The 17,513-nt window shown below is 55.3% G+C and carries 10 protein-coding genes; 8 read left to right on the forward strand and 2 right to left on the reverse strand.

The genetic code is table 11. The features are described 5' to 3' along the window. The first annotated feature begins 38 nt into the window (after positions 1 to 38). From LOKVESSMR4R_RS00060 to LOKVESSMR4R_RS00090, 7 genes are all read left to right on the forward strand, one after another. The gene (locus LOKVESSMR4R_RS00060; RefSeq protein WP_087205607.1) at positions 39 to 1,205 is read left to right on the forward strand and encodes a hypothetical protein; all 1,167 of its coding nucleotides are present in this window, start codon (positions 39 to 41) and stop codon (positions 1,203 to 1,205) included. Further along, complete coding sequence (locus LOKVESSMR4R_RS00065; protein ID WP_157898073.1) at positions 1,202 to 1,615, forward strand: hypothetical protein; 414 nt, start codon at positions 1,202 to 1,204, stop codon at positions 1,613 to 1,615. Before LOKVESSMR4R_RS00060 ends, LOKVESSMR4R_RS00065 begins: the two co-directional genes overlap by 4 nt. Further along, positions 1,608 to 2,819 carry a DUF1173 family protein gene (locus tag LOKVESSMR4R_RS00070; protein WP_087205610.1) on the forward strand — a complete coding sequence of 404 codons (1,212 nt, stop codon included), beginning with the start codon at positions 1,608 to 1,610 and terminating at the stop codon, positions 2,817 to 2,819. Before LOKVESSMR4R_RS00065 ends, LOKVESSMR4R_RS00070 begins: the two co-directional genes overlap by 8 nt. Further along, the gene (locus LOKVESSMR4R_RS00075) at positions 2,819 to 3,241 is read left to right on the forward strand and encodes a hypothetical protein (protein WP_087205612.1); all 423 of its coding nucleotides are present in this window, start codon (positions 2,819 to 2,821) and stop codon (positions 3,239 to 3,241) included. The genes LOKVESSMR4R_RS00070 and LOKVESSMR4R_RS00075 overlap by 1 nt, the downstream gene beginning before the upstream one ends. Positions 3,242 to 3,424: 183 nt before the next feature. After that, the gene (locus tag LOKVESSMR4R_RS00080) at positions 3,425 to 5,248 is read left to right on the forward strand and encodes a type IV secretory system conjugative DNA transfer family protein (protein WP_157898074.1); all 1,824 of its coding nucleotides are present in this window, start codon (positions 3,425 to 3,427) and stop codon (positions 5,246 to 5,248) included. 77 nt (positions 5,249 to 5,325) lie between these two features. Then, positions 5,326 to 5,607, forward strand: a complete 282-nt coding sequence (locus LOKVESSMR4R_RS00085; RefSeq protein ID WP_087205616.1) for a toxin-antitoxin system TumE family protein — start codon at positions 5,326 to 5,328, stop codon at positions 5,605 to 5,607. Continuing rightward, positions 5,604 to 5,963 carry a winged helix-turn-helix transcriptional regulator gene (locus LOKVESSMR4R_RS00090; RefSeq protein ID WP_087205617.1) on the forward strand — a complete coding sequence of 120 codons (360 nt, stop codon included), beginning with the start codon at positions 5,604 to 5,606 and terminating at the stop codon, positions 5,961 to 5,963. Before LOKVESSMR4R_RS00085 ends, LOKVESSMR4R_RS00090 begins: the two co-directional genes overlap by 4 nt. Positions 5,964 to 5,994: 31 nt before the next feature. Here the strand turns inward: LOKVESSMR4R_RS00090 and LOKVESSMR4R_RS00095 are convergent, their stop codons facing one another. Both LOKVESSMR4R_RS00095 and LOKVESSMR4R_RS00100 read right to left on the reverse strand, forming a co-directional pair. Continuing rightward, positions 5,995 to 15,177 (reverse strand): AAA family ATPase, encoded by a 9,183-nt coding sequence (locus LOKVESSMR4R_RS00095; protein ID WP_087205619.1) that lies wholly within the window; start codon positions 15,175 to 15,177, stop codon positions 5,995 to 5,997. A gap of 19 nt (positions 15,178 to 15,196) precedes the next feature. Then, positions 15,197 to 15,805, reverse strand: a complete 609-nt coding sequence (locus LOKVESSMR4R_RS00100; RefSeq protein WP_087205621.1) for a MobA/MobL family protein — start codon at positions 15,803 to 15,805, stop codon at positions 15,197 to 15,199. Between the two features lie 1,011 nt (positions 15,806 to 16,816). On the opposite strand from LOKVESSMR4R_RS00100, the gene LOKVESSMR4R_RS00105 reads away from it, so the two are divergent. After that, positions 16,817 to 17,503 (forward strand): ParA family protein, encoded by a 687-nt coding sequence (locus LOKVESSMR4R_RS00105; RefSeq protein ID WP_157898076.1) that lies wholly within the window; start codon positions 16,817 to 16,819, stop codon positions 17,501 to 17,503. The last annotated feature ends 10 nt before the right edge of the window (positions 17,504 to 17,513 follow it).

Below are 17,513 nucleotides of genomic sequence, written 5' to 3' on the forward strand. Positions count from 1 at the left end.
CGCTGCGCTTTTAGCCAATCGAGGAGCATCCCCACCTGATGCACATTTTCAAGAACAGTTCTGTCAGATTGCTTTTTGCGGGCTTGATAAGTGCTGCATTTGTGAGTGCGGGCTTCTTCGGCACTGGCATTGAGTTTGCCTGGGCCGTTCTACCTCTGATCTTTGCGTTGTGCTGTAAAACACGGCTGTTTCGCGCTGTTTGGACTATACCCTATTTTTTGGGTATTGGAGTGATTGCCGGATGGGGCCTGGTGTCGATGGGAAGCCCCATCGCATTAGTCACCTTGCTGATGTTGGCCCTGAGTGTGGCTCTGACGTGCTTGCTGGTATTCGCCGGCACTGCAGTCGGATTGCTGGTTCTTGCTTTCGTCCCATTTCTCCCAGGACATCCGTTTCTCGCCCTTGGCACTATCGCTCCGAACGGCGGGTTCACTGCGATTATGTTTGCGTTCATCTTTGTATTTGTGTTGGAAAAACTGTCGAGGTTCAGCAAGGGAGTTGCAATTACGGGCATCGTCGTTTGTGCAGCCTTGCTATGGAACTTGGAGGCCGGCTGGAAGTACGCTGCCGGGTTCTGGATCTATCAATTGGCGGCTGAAGATGTTGTTTCTACTCCGCAATGGGTGGAAGTGCCGGTCTCATATGTACCTGACGTATCTGATCGTCTGCGCAGCGAAATGCTCCGTTCAGCGATGGAGCCAAATGGGGTCTACATTACCGGTGAGAACATTGTCCGCAGTTCGGATCGGCTGGCTTTGCAGTCATGGTGCGCATTTGCGCAGAGCAATAATGTGGCGGTGTTTCTTGGTGTGCAAGAGGTGGAAACAGGACGCGCCACCGTTGTACTCGTACAGCCAGACGGGGAATGTACGGGTTCAAACGTTGTCTATGCGGCATGGATTGGTATTCCCGAGATTACCGGTTCTTGGACGCCTTTTACGCCTGTGGCAATAGATCCGCAGGATCAGGTCGCACAGACGCGTTGGCTGGCTTGCTTTGAAGGGTTTTCTTTGGCCGCCTGGCTGAAGACCGCCCTTGATCGCCCGCGGTCGGTTATCATTGTCTCAAACGACTACTGGACCGAGCCGCTACCGGTTTCAAATCTGAGACGAAAAGTCAGCCGCAACTTTGAGCGGCTTTTTGCGCTTGACGTGTACCATGCAGATGCCGGTCGTAATCTCCTTAAATTAGGGGAAAAATCGTGATTGCAGATCGCAAAATTCCTGTCTGGGTGAAGCTAAGTATGGGGCTCATGGTGGGTCTGTTGGTGGTACAGGCATTGCCGCGTCAGAACGTCATCACCATCAACCTGACGGAATCCTCGCCCATCGGCGTCTACATCCGCGCAACAGAGACCTCGGCTGAATATGTGACCCTCTGCCTGCGCCAAGATCACGCTGTGTTCGCGTTTTATGAAGGCATCTGCCATCCGGGCGCTATGGAAAAAGGGCGGTTGATAAAGCGTATTTCCGATCGTCGGGACGACGGGACACTCATCGTTGAAGGCATTGGTCCACTTGCGATTGACAGTGATCTCTTGGGACCTGTGTTGCCGACGCAGATTGATCGGTGGTGGAACCCACTGTTGACTTTAGGAGGACGGATCCATGATTAAACTCAGCGGGCATCATGTCGATACAGCAATGCCTGAGGCTCAAGCAGCCCTTGAGGCCGCGTATCGGGCGCGTACGCGCCCTGAATGTACTTGCGTGAACCCGTCACAACCAATGTACATCGCCAAAATAGGGGACAAGTATTTCGTGAAGCGGATGCCCGGCACGGGCGATGCTCATGCGCCGGATTGTCAATCGTTCGAGGCTCCGGAGCATCTTTCGGGGTTGGCGGAGTTGAATGGCACCGCCATTCAGGAATCTGCCGATGACGGCACCACCCTTTTGAAGCTTGATTTTGCGTTGACGAAACGTGGCAAGCAAGCGGCTCCGCCGCCTGCCAGCGGAGGAAAGGCCACAGAGGCCGTGAGCAACCCCAAGAAGATGGGCCTGAGCGCTCTGCTGCACTTCCTGTGGCATGAAGGCGAGCTGACTAAATGGGTGCCGGCGATGGAAGACAAGCGCAAATGGGGTGTGGTGCGCAGCGCGCTGCGCCGTGCGGCATCGTCGAAAACAGCGAAGGGCCTGTCGTTGCCTGATGTGCTGTTCATTCCTGAGCCGTTCAGAGTTGATAGGTCTGACGCCTTGCAAGAGGCTCGGAAGCGCAAATTTGACCAGATCGCGCGTATGGGCGGAACGGGAACGTCGCTGGGGATTCTCATCGCTGAATATAAGTCGCATTCGCCTTCTGCGTTTGGATCAAAGTTCAGCTTCAAGCATTTGCCAGATTGCTATTTCTTTGCCGATGCCGATCTGACGAAGCGCTTCGATCGCATTTTTGAAGACGATCTCGTCTTGGCTGAAATGACAGACGATTCACATTTTATCGTTATTGCCACGTTCAGCATTGCGCGGGCCGGGTATCCGACCCTGCAAACGATCGGGGGGATGTTGGTGACCAAAGAGTTTTTGCCGTTCGAGACGATGAAGGAAGCCGAGCTATTGAAGACATTGGTTCGCGACGGCCGGCGCTTCATCAAGCAGCTCCGCTATAACCTGAAGCCGCAAGCCACGGTCGCGTCTGTGGTTTTAAGCGATACCGACAAGCCGGTTGCCGCCTTCATATCACCGCCGGGTGCGGCTCCCGACGAAGTCAGCGCCATCATCAGTTTGATCGATGAGGCAGGCTATCCGTACTGGGTATGGGCTGATGAAGTGCGCATGCCAGCGTTACCACCCAGAAAAGCGGCATTTGAGGCGCGCAAGTGATGTCGAAATCAGCTGAGAACCTTCAAAAAATGCGCGATGAGGTGGCCCGCATTATCAAGCGCGAAGAGGCCCGGTTGATACGCACAGCGCGCAATGCCGGGTACTTTGATCGCCAAGTTAAAACGCCTGAACTCGAACAATTGATCAAACAGGGATTAGAGGCATTGCCTCTCAAGTTTTCGCAACTTCACAAGCTAGAGGATAAGATCGCAATGGCCGAAAACAAAATTTCGACTGAAGAGCGCAAGCTGGATGCGCGTCGCAAGATCCTGCTTGGTGCGTTTTTAATGGCACAAGTGAAGCATCGGCCTGAGCAGTTTGACTGGATTCCAAAAGAGCTGGAAAAATTCCTCGACACCCATACCAGCGAGAAGATTGCAGCATCAAACAAGGAAGTCCTCGCGGATTGGCTCAAGAGCTGATCCGGCGACGCCGCAAAAAGTGAGAATATCAAAATGATAACACGTCAAGCCGTTCTCTGGTCAATCGGCATCGCAATTTGCGGCTTTCTAATGTCTTATGGCCTTCATTATTTTGTTGGGAATAACCTTCTTTTAAGGATCCTTCAGAACAGTGTGACGCCTGCCGAAATGGTGCGGTTCAGCATGACCTACATCTACCTCTTTGTGGTGATGGCAGTTGCATTCTATTACCTGTCGCGATCAAAAAGCATCCTGTGTTTGGGACCGCTTCTCATGTCCGCGTCAGCGGCGTTCTTTGCGAGTGGTTATTACCTAATGCTGTATTTCGCTTTGGTCCTACGTGAAGAATTCAATTTTCAAAACGGTTTCAACCTTCGAGCAGATTTTCTCCCAAGCGCTATGGTCTTCGCGGTCTGGTTTCTCGTGGGGGCGCTTGGCTTCAAGATGACCATGGCGCTCCCATCGCGACTTGCACTCGCCAAGGACAACCAGCGTAAAACCCGTGAAGACTATCGCTCGAAATCAACTGTTTTCGGGGATGCTCGACTAGGCAAATGGTCCCACATTAAAGAACGGATTGCACCGATTGGTGATGGGATTGTGTTGGGCGAAGACTACGACCCACGAAACAACCCCGACTATGATCATGCTGATAAAGAAACGTGGGGGAAGGGCGGGAAGTCCGACCTGATACAGATGAAAACCGGATATGAGGGTGGCCACACCCTGATCGTTGGCGGAACCGGCGCAGCAAAGACCGCCGCCTATGTCATTCCAACCTGCATGAAATATCCGCATTCATTGGTGGTTGTTGATCCAGGTGGTTCGGCGCTGCGGCAGTGTTATGACAAGCGCGTGGCGATGGGGCGAGATATTCGAGAAGTAAGCCCGGAGCACGGTCTGGACGTCATGGCGATGATGAAACATTGCCTGAAAACGAGTCGTGATTTTCGCCATCTTGCTGACATGATGATTGTCAGGGAAAAGGATTCGGAATTTTCGAAATTCTACGCTGAGGAGAGCATCACAGTGCTTGCGGCGCTGTTGGAGTATTTCACTAATGAAATGCCGACTGTCGGGGTATTTGAGGGCGTAGCACAGGTTGTTCATCTTCCAGAAAGCAAAATGAAGGCAATGCTTGTCGACATTGTTGGGGCATCGGCAAATCCGACTATATCTGCAGCACTTTTGGGGTTGATAGAGAAAGATAGCAAATTTTTCACCTATTTCTCTTCTACGCTGCAGCAGTCGCTCAAATGGACGATGTATCCCGACATGATTCAAATGGTCAGCGTAGACAGTCCTGATGCGCCGCCCGCCCTTGGTGATCAAACTGATTTGTTCATCACCTTGCGTATGGATGATTTCAAACAGTTTCCGGGTCTGGTGCGTTTGATTTTGGGGTCGGTGACCTATGACATGAAACTGCGCGAGACACGCGCGAAAGAAAAATTGATGATCGTAGATGAGGCACCTCTGCTTGGGTATTTTCCATTGTTTGAGGACATCCGTGATCGTGCGCGGCAATTCAGGCTTCACCTGATGATTGTTTTTCAAAACATCGGGCAAATTGAAGAGGCTTATGGTCGTTCAGGTCCGAAAAGTTGGAATGACGTTGCATCGCGTGCTTACAGTGCGATTGGTGATTTAGGCGAGGCGGAAGCGCTTTCGCGTATGATCGGGACATTCACCGTCGACGTTGCGGAAAACACCCAGGGCGCGTCAGGTGCCACGCTGGCTACCGTCGCCCAGTCCAGCAATATGAGCCTGAGCGAACGGACACAGCAAGCCGCTCTCGTGACGCCGGACGAAATCATGCAGTTACCTGCGGATGCGCAGATCCTTCTGTTCAGACGCCAGCCACCTTTGATTTGTGGAAAGGCTTTGTATTTCAGACGGAACGCGTGGGTCAAGGCTGACGACGACGAAGGTAGGTCTGGCAGCTTTGTTGCACAGCTCGCAGGGAGATTCAGCAAACAGCGGTCGTTTCGTAAATCGCGGGTGTGATATGAAGCTCATATCGTCACCCCGTAAAAGTGTTGTTTTTGTAGACAACGCCTTCATATGTTGTTACCAATGACAACATGAGGGCACAGCTGATCGAGAAGTCCCGCACCGTGATTGATGATACGGCCTTTTTCGAGGTTGTGTTGTGGCATCTGCCAGCTCCAATCTCCGGCAGCAGGCATCCGTTCAAATACCGGCTGGCTCTCGTGATGAACGGTGAATGCGTCCTGCGCTACGACAACGAGCGGGGGAAGGGGGATCATCGTCACATTGGGGGCGTAGAGGAGCCGATCACGTTCACATCGCTGGAAGCGCTTTATGACGCCTTTCAGGCCGACATGAAAAGGATACTGAAATGAACACTTTGACCGTTCGCTTGAGCACTGCCGCCGACGCCAAAGCCCGATTTGTCGAGGCTGGCAATCGCGCCCTGGCGGGAAATGCTTCTGTAGCGGCCCCCACGCTCAATTTCGGAAGTTATGACGATATGCATCGCGTGTTAGCCCCGTCACGTCTTGCCATTGTGAAGGCACTGGCTGAGCAGGGAGTCTTGTCGATCCGAGAGGTTGCCCGGCGCGTCGAGCGCGACGTGCAGGCCGTGCACCGAGACGTGACCACGCTCATCAACGCGGGCGTTATCGACCGAACCGACGCGGGGGTCGCGTTCCCCTATGCGCGTATTCATTTCGAGTTCGATGTAAGCGCCGCCGCTTAATATCCCATACTGATTGTCGTGCTAGACCAGCTCACCACAGATCGACCCCAATATCCGGCCCGGACATTTTCGGGGCAATGTCCTTTGGCTCCGGAGCACGGCCCAAGGACCGGCTCGCGCCGACGGAAGCCATAAAGCGCGACGCCCAGATAAATTCCTCTGGTGATTTCACAGCAGGCTGTGCTTCAGGTGTGCGTTTGTTGGCAATTATCTGAGTGAGGCGATCTTTCCATTCTGTGGGGACGTTCTCTTTCTCGAGCTCGGGGATACCACGCTTTTCGAACTCCTCGCCGATTTCCGCCATATTTAGTTTGATATGTGACCGTGGGACGAACTCTGTTCGTTCAAGATAACGGCTAACCTTGGCCATCCAAGCCAGTTCGCCAGAGACAAAACCTTGGCGGATTTCGCCAGTCTTGGTCACGTTATGGCGCAGATTTCGGCTGAACCAATCGTGCTGTTGAATGCCTTTTGCCTCCGGATCGAGGAGATCAAATTTGAGACCTTCTGGCTGAAGAACGTTCTGCTCGGCCGTGTAGCTCATCGCCCACTTGAATTCAGCAACGCTGGTGAACTCCGGGCTGGGTTTCGATGTGCCCAGTGTCAGAAGACGCGCGCGGTGACGCTCGACCCAAGCTTTTGGAACGTCTTTGCCGACCTTGGACATATAGCGATCGATGTCTCCTGCAGGGACGGGGCCCTGACGTTGGACAAGATCCTCGGTGTAAGGGCCAGTCCATTCGGGAATGTCTTTTTCTGCATCGCGGAACAGCTCCATGTCTCTGATCTTGTAACGGCTATCACGAACGGTTTCATCGAGAGCATAGCGCTCCCATACATCTTTATGCCCGCTTGTGGCGGGCTCGCCATAACCTTCATCCAGATGATCCATGGGTGTCATCCCTTTCGTGACTGTGAATGTTTGTCCCGCTTCGCGCTCGACAGACGGAGTGCTGGTTTGAGCCACGCGTTCTTTTTGCTTGGCAGCTTCTTCACGGGCAGCAATTGCCGCGTCTGCTTTGAGCTTGGCGCGGGTATATTCGCGATCGCTGATCGCTTTGATTTCGGCAAAGAGCGAACGGTCGCGGGGCATGGTGCTGCGATATGGGTCTGGCTGCTCGCCATAGTAGGGTCGACCCTGTGCCACACCTACGGGGGCCAGCTGTCGCGCTTCAATGACAGGCGCGTGGGCCTCTTTCAGCATCTGTTCGTAGGTGCCGCTCTGTCGGGCCTCTTCAACGCTGAATGACAGGGCCTGCATGCCTGATTTCAGGTTGCGCGTGATCTCATGTGTGCCGCACTTGTCGGAGTAGGCGATGGCGCGCGCCAAGGCGCGTGCTTCTGGCAGCAGCACTTCATTTTCTGCTGTGTCGGTCCAGCGGCGGGCTTGTGTATCGATGGACGAACGTTCAGCACGCGAAAGACGGAAGGAGAGTCCAGCCCATGTTTTGTTATCAGATACATCCTGCAAGAGGCGGGTGATCTGATGCTGAACTCTGCCATCCAGTGCCATTTCACCTTCAACGGCGCGCCCATCGAGGACATGGGCAAGAGCGCGGGTTGGCGCTGCAGGTGCCAGCCCTTCGCTTGACGGGTCTGGCTTGAAGAGATCGGCAAGCTTTGAGCGGGTAGGGCGGTTGGACGGCATTTCATTCGCTGTGAGATAATCCGCGAGGCTCATCTGGTCGGAACGCGCGACTTGTATGGCTTCACCGGAACGGCGGGGGTCAAAGCCGTATTCCCTCTCAAGGGTGGTTGCACGTTGCGTATTTCTGGTCGCGATACGGGCCACGAGAGGCGCTGCTTCATCCTGATCCGTTGAGGTGTAGATTGCCAAACGGTGGGTGTGCAGACCCAAAGCCGTGAGACCCCGATCCCGCCCGATTGCGCTGTCCAGAACCGCGTGAACCGACTGACGGCCGGTTCCGGCGGCTGTGTCGATTGTTTGCGCATAGGCATAGCTGAGCGATGGGCCATCCTCGAATGGCAAGGTGACGTGGCGGGCTTCATCGCCCTTGCCCAATTTGAGGGTGTAGTTTGCAGCCTGCGGATTGACGTGGACCACATCACCCAGTTCGCCTTTATACACACCCTGGCTGTGGCTCGTCACGGCAATCCGGATCCGGTCACCTGCCTGCAGTGAGATCGTATTGCCATTACTATCGCTGACAGGATGGTCCACCAGCGCGGGATCGCGCGAAGTCTGAGCGGCGGTACGTGCGAGAAGATTGAGATCTTCGACGTCAGCAGGGCGCAAGGCAACGATGGTCTTCTCCGCGCTTTGATCAGCGGTGAAAGCGTCGACGATTGTGCGAAGCGACACGTCCCGATCACGCCCTGTGCCGACGATCATGCCACGCTGGGCAAAGTCGTTTACGGCACGTGCAGCGTCATCACCACCACGAGCCAGGTCTTGAACGGCCCGAGCATCACGCGGATTGCGTTGGCGCATACTTTCACCGAGGGTTGTGGAACCCAAGGTATGGGCAATCTGGCGGAACATGCCGCCGGCGCCGTATTGAATGTGCTCGGATGTATCTGCGAGCATGAGAGTGGCGCCACTCTTTTCAACGAGCGATATAACGGCGTCATAAGTCCGGGCATCCAGCAGACCAGCACGATCGATCACAAGCGCGGTTTTGGGGCCAATTGACAATTTGCCGGTCTCGGCCGCACTTAAAAGCGATGCCACTGTGCGGCATTGAACACCGGATGTCTCAGCGAGAGTCCGGGTTGCGTCACCCGTGAGAGCCGCACCGATTACCTTCCAACCTGCTTGCTCATAAAGATCACGCGCGCCCGCGAACACCGTCGATTTACCCGACCCGGCAACACCATTGATAACAGAAATACGCGCACCGGACGTGACATGGCGCAATGCACGTTCCTGATCCGGCGTCATCGGCCCGTGCTGGGTGGCCGCTGCTTGCGCATAGGCCCTTTCCTGGATCGACAGGGTATTGTGAGCCATGGAAAGGGCCGTCACCCGGTCATGGATGCTCATTTCAAGTTTGATCTGCGCAAGTGTCGAGTACACGCGGCCCTCACCGTTGCGACCTTCTTGCGAGAGGATCACCAGTTCGGGGTGCGTCATGGCCTCGGCAAAAAGGCGCTCGAATGTCTTGGGATCCCGAACCACACGCGAGAGGCGGCTGGCAACATCGTTGGCGCGCAGCACCGACGACTGCTCGAGAATGTCGTCGATGACTTTACGCGGCTCGCTGGCGTAGCCGTTGGGGTCATCTGCGATGATTGGGGCAAACGGATCGTATCCGATTTCCAGAAGGGAGCTGACGCGCTGCGCGACCGCCTGAAGATGCGCGTCCTGCGCATAGACGCCTGTGTTGAAGATTGGCGTCGTGCGATCCCGACGGCCGTCCAAATCGCTATCCCTAACGATCATCATTTCCGTAGGTTTAAGGCCTGCTTCCAATGCGACAAAATCGTGACGTTGGCCGGCCGCAACTTGCAAATGACGCAGGCTCTGGAAGTCACGGGCTGCGGCATGGATTTCGACATCGTCGCGGTGGCGCGAGAGAGCAAGCTTAAACAGGGACTGGTCCATGCCATAGGTCGCCAGCACAAAGGACTTATCAACTTCCGTCTTGGTGGCATGCCATAGCGTGCGCGCAAACGATGGCTGCGCGTCACCCAGTTTCTCTTTGGGGATAAAGTGGGTGGACGATGTCGCAGGTGAGAACACCATGATGCCATCCGACGTAGCATCGGTGAGTTGGACACAATCGCCGTCGTTCAGGCCGGGCATGAGCGTATGGGTGAGATTGATCTGCTGGCCAATATTGGCCTTCCATGTGTCATAAAAGCTCACCTCTTTACCAAGATGTCCAAGGCGTTGTCCTTCAGCCCGGATAGCGGCGTCCAATGCGTCGGCGTTGGCGCGCGAATGAACGAAGGCAAGACGTGACACGTCATTTGCCGGACCATCCGCCCAGTACCGGCGCGCAATCGACTGCATCGCACTTGTGCGGGCCCCGGCGAAGTGAACATGCCCCAAGCCATCAAAGATTGCGATTGCGCGCGCCGCATCATCCGCGGTGCCTGCCATCAGTGTCACGGCAAGTTGGTCGGCTTGGCGGGTCTGGATCAGGGCAGGGGTGTCACGATAGACACCCACTGCGCCCGACAGCACCTTGAACATGCTCACAGAACTGTTGCGCGGCAGATCGTGCTCACCTGCCAATGCGATGACCTTCATACCCAACTGGTCTGCTTTGGCCTGAAGGCGGGCATATTGATTTGCGGGCATCGTTTCGGCACCAGAAATCACCAGGACGGTTTTTTCACCCGAAGCGGGGACGCGCCCCATGGCCCAGACTGCGTCAAGCGAGGTCCAAGCGGCAAACCCAACCCCGTCACCCATAAGGGCCGCCTGCTCTTCGCTGTCTATCTTATGCATATCCGTTGCGATAATTTTATACCCACGGTCACGCCAGACCTGCCCCAAGTTTTGATAGAACGCGCGTTGTTCTGTGGCGGATGCCGGCAACATGGCCAGGCTCAAGCGGTCAGCTCCGGTGACATGCGCAAGCCGGGCGTCATCACTGATGAAGGGCACGACATCCGACAAGGACTTGGACGCAAGGGCGCGGCCTGTCGCGATCGCCTGCATCTCGATTTCACCCTGAACGCGGGTGGTGTATCGCTGTGATCCGTCAACGTCGGACAAACCAGCGCGAATGACAGTACCATCGGCCTCGCATGCAGTGACCAGTTTATGCGCCAGATCACGGCGGTCGGTCGCGTCAAGTTCAGTACCTTCATAATAGTTGGCCAAGTCGCTGGCCAAATCGTCCAGATCGAAGCGGCCTTTCTTGCGGGCAAGAGCAGCAATGATGAACTCCGGATTGCTGCGATATACCATTCGCGTTTCATCGAGAATGGCTTTGTTCTCGTGCGAGATATCCAGTCGCGTTTCAAGATTTGGCGCGTGGTAAGCTTCACCCGCCGCCCGCATGGCTTTGCTCGGATCGAACCCGTAGTCGAGAATGGAACCACGCGGTTGGCGCGCAAGAACACGCGCGAAGAACGCCTTGGAAGCGCCAATCTGGTCGACCTCGGTGGGCAAGGAAATCGAAAGGTTTCCACCCAATTGCAGCGATGCAAGCAGATCCTTTTGCCGCAAGCCGCGCGTTGCAAACAGGGCAACTTCCGGTGCCTTCATATCCGCACGAAGCGCCATTTGCGGCGCAACAACATATCCGTAATCGAGGGCCGCGGCTTCTAAACCTGGCTCAAAAGCGCTGTCACCAACCCCGGCGCGGTCACAGCGCAGGATCAGGGCACCATGCGCAGTAAAGCCAATGACGGTACCCCGATCCCCACTCACAAGGCGGTGGGCTGGTACGTCACGTGTCAAGACAAGGCGCGTGCCGACTGTAACGTCCAATGGAGCTCCGCTGGCGCCACGATCCACTAAGACAGGGGCAGGGAGAGAGCCGGCGATTTTATCACGCCGTGCCATTTCAATCTCGTGATTGAGATGGACGCGCATTTGGTGGCTGGACGCCAAACCGACAATCTGGGTGAACTCATTGTTGAAGTAGGTATCGACAAAATCCCTGATTTGCTGACGCTCGGATTGAGCGCCGGTCAAACGATCAGCAGTCCAAAGACGATCGATGGATTGGGCAAGCGCATCATCGCCCTGCACCAACCCTCGAAGGTGCGGATCGATTGAAGACAGCCCACCAACTTGTACCACGGGCAAGCGCTCAGCCATGTGCCGCAAGACAGCACCCGTCCCCTCGATGGTCGGATCACGGTGCAGAACGAGTTTCGCCCCTGTTCGCTCGGCATGGCCCATCAGAATTTCGATGTGATCGATCCCCAAGCCAGAGGCTTCGGGGACATAGAGGATATCACCGGCGCCAAGGGTCAATTGACCCTCTTTCAGATCAGCCCCAAGGCCGTGCAGGGTGTAGCTCGCGCCACCAAGGCTGGCAGCCGCTTTCTCGGCAATACCCCGCGACGGGTGCACTGCGGTGACATGGGACTTGCCCACGACATCGGTGGCTGCGGCGATGATCCGGGTCGTATGGTGAGACCCGATTGAGTCTACCACGCCGATACGTGCCGGCCACAATACACTACGCAGCGCCGCCGCCCCGTCGTCGTCAAGGCCGTGATCATCAATGACCTGTGCAACCTTGGCTTCCAGCGCCGCGCGTCGCTGCGCGGCCCAGTCGATTGGCGCGGCAGCTATGCCGCCACCAATCAGGGCATCAGAACCACCCGAAACTGCAGGCTGTCCGGTTGCAACGGCATGATAGGACCTGACAACATCCTCAAGCGAAGAGGTGCCCACATGGGTCAGGTTCAAATGATCTGCGGGTTGGCTGAGATATTGCGGATCAATTGCCGGCACACTGAAGGCAGCTTGTCGTACGGCAAGGCGCAGCGCCTGATCCATGACTGATGTTGCCTGATCAATATGGGCGACAGTTGAATAGACACGACCTTCGCCAGCGATACCGCCTTCCGACAAAATGACCAAATCAGGATGTTCCATAGCCCTGTAGAACAATTGGACGAAGCTGGTCGGATCACCGGTCACTTCGGACAGGCGCGTTGCGACGTCTGAAGCCCGCACGATACCGCCATCCGCGAGAAGATCATCAACAACCTTCATCGGATCGACGATGTATCCGCGCGGGTCAGCTTTGAACTCGGGGTCCATACCTTCTTTGAATTCACTGCGCATCAGGCCAGCGGCTCTCTGGCTGATTTGGAACAGATGGGTATCGCTCACCAGATTGACGCGCATGACATCGACGTCACCCGGACCCTGTGTGACGCTGGACAAACGATCGGCGCGGGCGTGTCCCAAGACCTCGTCTAACGTGGAGTGCGCACGCCGCAGGGTAGGGGCGATATCTGCACTGATCACTTTGGCCAAGCCCGACCGGGACACGCGCTTGATCACTTCATCCAGGACGGCCTTGCGCTGCGGCCCTTCTTGTTCTGTGCCGATAATGTCGTCTGAAAAGCTCATGTCGAAATCGGCAGCGGGAACATGAATATCGACATCAAGAATGTGACGGCTCACGAGCACGTCCAGCAAATGCCAATCGACCATTTTGGTCAGCATGGCAAAGACCTTTCCGTCAATCGATGCGCCCTGACTTTTGTGAATTGTGACGGCATAGCCGTATTCGAAGGTTGATACTTTTGCGGTATCAATTTCTACGAGACCCGCGCGCCCGTCGATCGCGACGCCCATGATCGATCCCGAAACCCATTCGATCCGCCCCAGTGAGTTTTTCGAAACGCCAAGATCCGAATAGGGCTGTGTAAAGCGAATACGATCACCTTTACTCAGTGTGATAGGGGCTTTTTCCTCGCGCGCGCGGGAAATGATAATGCTGTCTTCTTTGCGCTTGGACGCAAAGCCCAGTTGAAGCGCCTTTTTGTGCAAGGCCTCATTCAATCCATCGACATCCTCATTGGTATGAGCAATGGCTAAACGCTGATGGCCTTTGGTCCAGAATTGCTGTGACGTGGTTCCTGCAAAGTAACTGTCGACGATCTTTTGCTTAGAAATCGCGGCATCGGCAGATATTGCGACACGGCTGACGTTTTCGAAGTGTTCCAATGCGGGCGCAATTCCGGAAATGCTCTGCGATATTGCGCGAATAGCAGCACGATCCCCGCGCGTGGCCGCTTCGCCCTGCTGTCGACGGATTTCCGTGATCGACGTGACACCGGTGAGCGACGCTACGTGTTCGAGAGCGGAAGCGTCATTGACGGGTGTTGTTTGAGCACGATCCCCGATGACCCGGATGACGCCACCCATTGCATTGATGCGGTCTTGGAAACGGGCCCAGGTCGACACGCCCACCATGCTCGCCTCATCCATAAACATGACGAATTTGCCCTCAGGGGGCAGCCCGCCTGCCTCCCACAGCTGTTCGAAATGCGCGATCGTCCCTTTGTGACCCTTGAGATCGGAAAGCTCCTGTACCGCCCGGCCGGATATGGCCGATCCGTAGACGGCGAAACCGCGCTCTTCCCAGACCTTGGATGCTTCAATGAGGGTTCTGGTCTTACCGGTACCGGCATAGCCCTCGATCACTTCGATACGGCGCGGCGAGACCATGGCGCGGAATGCGTTAGCCTGCTCAAAGCTCAATTCGAGGCTCGGATCGGGTTCCGGGCTTGGGTCCGCGTCACCCAAATCAACCTTACTGTCGCGCATTTGAAGGGTGCTGCGTGTCAGCATACGGCCCATTTCAAGCACTGTTCGCGTTGTGTAGACCGGTTTCCCCCGGTAGTCCTTCTCCCCTAAAGCAATAAGCTCCGGACTGGCCAGAGCAGATAACACCAACGTTTTAACCACACCCGCTTCCACCTCGGGCGGCAGTTTACGCCTTAATTCGTACTCGATATCCTCCTGTACAAACCTCGGTTTTTCCTGGCTGAGAACCATCAGGATGTGATCCGGGTTCTCCATCAGCAGGCGTTCGTTCTGTGCCCGCGCCTCCATTGATCTGATTTTTGCCCGGTAAACCCCTCCATCCTTTTCGATCGAGGCTGCGACATCCGTATTGAAGGTTGTCCCTGGGACCAAATCCAAACCCCGGGCAACGTTGCTCCGGTGGTCAATCCGCGCCTCATGGCCCTCCATCTCGAGGGCCTTATTCGCCGCCAGAGCCCAAGCAGCGCGATCATTCAGCAGGGACAGCAGACCTGATTCAAAGCTACGAATTTTGTTCCCGAATGCCTCCGCGCTCAGTCCCCGCTGAGTGCGCATAACGTGAGCATGGGGATTTCCATCCCCTTTATCGTGTATGACGATGTCCGCTATCTGCCCATCAGACATCAAATTGCTGCGCACATAACTCTCAATCAGTTCGATCTGAGCACCACGGGACAGCTCCCGCGGAAGCGAGTAGGTATCATAGGTTGCAAACTGCGGGTGAGAACGCCGATTGAATTTAGCTTCGTGCTTTTCGACATCGTTCCACAGGCGCTCCGAAACTTCCCCCAAGTCTGTCCCTGAATATCTCTGAGCCGCCCATTCCGGGGCCCCCTCTGGGAGCAGAATTGCAGAATGAACCAACTCCACGCTTTTGAATGTGTAGGATTTGGTAACGCCCTTGAGATCCTGCGTCACCTTCCGACCATGGCCATAACCACTCGCCATCACAGGGGAGCCGCCGGCCTTCCCTCCGATGTAGATCCGCGAGAGGTGCATGATTGCCAATTAACAGCCCTCACTCACCCGAAAGCTCTGACGATACCGCCGATGCCGCCCGGTGATCCACGCGAGCATCGCTACCAGAAAGCGCCAGTGCTTCGTTCAGCAGCCCCGCCCAACCGGCACGGATACCAAAAAGCGCGTTCCTCTTACCCATAAAGTTTCTGATTTTGAGCCCAAAGCCGTCATCCCCCAAATAGCGCATGGTTTGCAGCAAATGCACGTAGGGGTTCCCATCACCACGATCAAAACAGACAAAATCAACAACTTCCCCGTTGGCCATCAGAAACTCGCGAGCAAACCTGCGGGTAACCTCCTCACAGGCCTCAAATGGCAGCTCAACAGGCAGCGCCAAACCGAACCGAAGAGCAAATTGAGCCTTCCTGCGCTGAGTACTAGCCCACTCACGGGCCTCAACGTCGCGCCAAAGTGATGCTGACGCCATAGCAGCGTCATCAAGGCCATACCGTTGAACAACCCAAGCTGGCGCGCACTCAGGGATCAATACCCCTTCACAGAACAAACCTTGCTTAAATTTTGGACCATGAAGCTCTGACGCAATCTTCGAGACACGTCGAGGCGTAGTCCAGTTAACCACTGTTCGGCTCAATTGAAAAATTGCCATGCTCACCACCTCCAGAGCTGTCTCATCTTGGCGCTCGCTATCACTCTAGCGCCAAAACGCATCAAACGCAAGTTTGATGTAATAGCGTGCCAATCCTCAACCAATCCTCAATTCTTCGGTTGTATGATCCAGCCTCACCCTCTATACAAAATCTCGAACGCAGCGCTTCGCCCAAGGTGCGTTCACAATCGACCGATGCAAATTTACGAGAGGGGGACATGCTTCGATACCGAAGCAGCGAGATTTGACCACCAGCCGATCAATCAGCCGTCCACCCGGATGATAGGCCAGCAAAACATGGGCAAATCGTTGCGCAAGGATCAGCAACCACTAAACCAAGATCACCGCCCGGATGCCCGGGCTCCGTCATATGACCGATGAAACATCGGTTCGATTTTATCGCCGTGGCGTTTTGGGGGCAGCCTAAGCCCCCGTAAATATCCGTCACGCGCGATCAGGCGGCCCAGAAAGGGCCGTCTCGCGTATCTGGCAGGGGTAGGCTGCGGAATGGGGTAAATGGAGCTGTGGCACGCCTGACGCGGCGAGTTAGAACATTGGATGCGCAGACACCAACCAACTGTCATGGATTGCTGTATGCAGATATCCATTGCTGTATTTGGCATGATCTTGCTGCATCTAGCTTGCGGTGTTTGTAACTAACGTGAGGAAGCTGCCTTTAGCTTGATGCTGCTGTATGCAGCTTGCAGCCCCTGTATAAGACTTCCTTACGCTGCATCTTGCTAGCTTATCATGTGGGCGACTTGATAAAGCTGGCGAATGCTTCCTAAATACGTACAAAGCCTTCTATTGCTACATTTAGCACGCCACGTCTGTATATTGCTTGCCATAGCTATACGTCGCTTGCTATATCAGTAACTAGCTTACTATTGCTGTAGTTGGCTTGATGGAGATCTACTGACCTTGCTGTGGCTGAATAGGGCAGAGCGTTGTGGGTCTCTCCACCTTGAGCTGGCATATGGTGAACAGCTCCGGATATTCACGAGGACCTCGATGTCGTTTACATTCGCACTCATGTCCCCAAAGGGCGGGGTAGGTAAAACCACAACCGCAGTTATTCTTGCGTCCCAGATCGTGCGCCTGGGGAAGTCTGTCACTTTGATTGAGGCGGATCCGAATGCTCACCTTCAGCGGTGGGCACGGCAGGGACGCCTCCCTGATTCCGTCCAGGTCGTCTTTGATGACGATCCCGATGGATTGTCGCTACAAGGGCACATCGACTGCGCCCGTGAACAAAGCGATTACATCGTCATCGATACCGAGGGCACGAATAATGATCGCGCCTTCATCGCGGCGCATTGTGCGGATCTGGTCATTATACCTATGCAGTTCTCGAGCATGGACCTTGCCGGGGCAACAGCGGCCATGGGCCGCTTGGACCGAATGGAGCAAGATGGTGGATCACCGATATTCCGCGCACTGGTGCCAACCAAGGTTAGCCAAGCCATCAGGCCAGCCAGCCAGATTGAAACAGAACTGGCGCTAACAGCCGCTGGGATACCGATCCTGTCACCCGGGATCGTCGAGAAAGATGCCTATCGTCTGATGCTGGCCAATGGCTGCCTTTTGCAGGACCTTCCGCTCTATACCAAGGTGGCAAATATCCAGCCGGCCATCGACAATATTCAGGCCGTGCTGAACGCAATGGCCGAGTTTTATGGCAACGCCATCCAGACATAATTTGAAAGCG

Origin of the sequence: Yoonia vestfoldensis, assembly GCF_002158905.1 — a bacterium.
GTDB classification, from domain to species: domain Bacteria; phylum Pseudomonadota; class Alphaproteobacteria; order Rhodobacterales; family Rhodobacteraceae; genus Yoonia; species Yoonia vestfoldensis_B.

Bases quoted from the DNA above. Each gene is read 5' to 3' on its own strand.
- LOKVESSMR4R_RS00080 (WP_157898074.1), top strand. From the start codon at position 3,425: ATGACCTACATCTACCTCTTTGTGGTGATGGCAGTTGCATTCTATTAC.
- LOKVESSMR4R_RS00090 (WP_087205617.1), top strand. From the start codon at position 5,604: ATGAACACTTTGACCGTTCGCTTGAGCACTGCCGCCGACGCCAAAGCC.
- LOKVESSMR4R_RS00105 (WP_157898076.1), top strand. From the start codon at position 16,817: ATGTCGTTTACATTCGCACTCATGTCCCCAAAGGGCGGGGTAGGTAAA.
- LOKVESSMR4R_RS00095 (WP_087205619.1), bottom strand. From the start codon at position 15,177: ATGCACCTCTCGCGGATCTACATCGGAGGGAAGGCCGGCGGCTCCCCT.
- LOKVESSMR4R_RS00085 (WP_087205616.1), top strand. From the start codon at position 5,326: ATGAGGGCACAGCTGATCGAGAAGTCCCGCACCGTGATTGATGATACG.
- LOKVESSMR4R_RS00100 (WP_087205621.1), bottom strand. From the start codon at position 15,805: ATGGCAATTTTTCAATTGAGCCGAACAGTGGTTAACTGGACTACGCCT.
- LOKVESSMR4R_RS00075 (WP_087205612.1), top strand. From the start codon at position 2,819: ATGTCGAAATCAGCTGAGAACCTTCAAAAAATGCGCGATGAGGTGGCC.
- LOKVESSMR4R_RS00070 (WP_087205610.1), top strand. From the start codon at position 1,608: ATGATTAAACTCAGCGGGCATCATGTCGATACAGCAATGCCTGAGGCT.
- LOKVESSMR4R_RS00060 (WP_087205607.1), top strand. From the start codon at position 39: ATGCACATTTTCAAGAACAGTTCTGTCAGATTGCTTTTTGCGGGCTTG.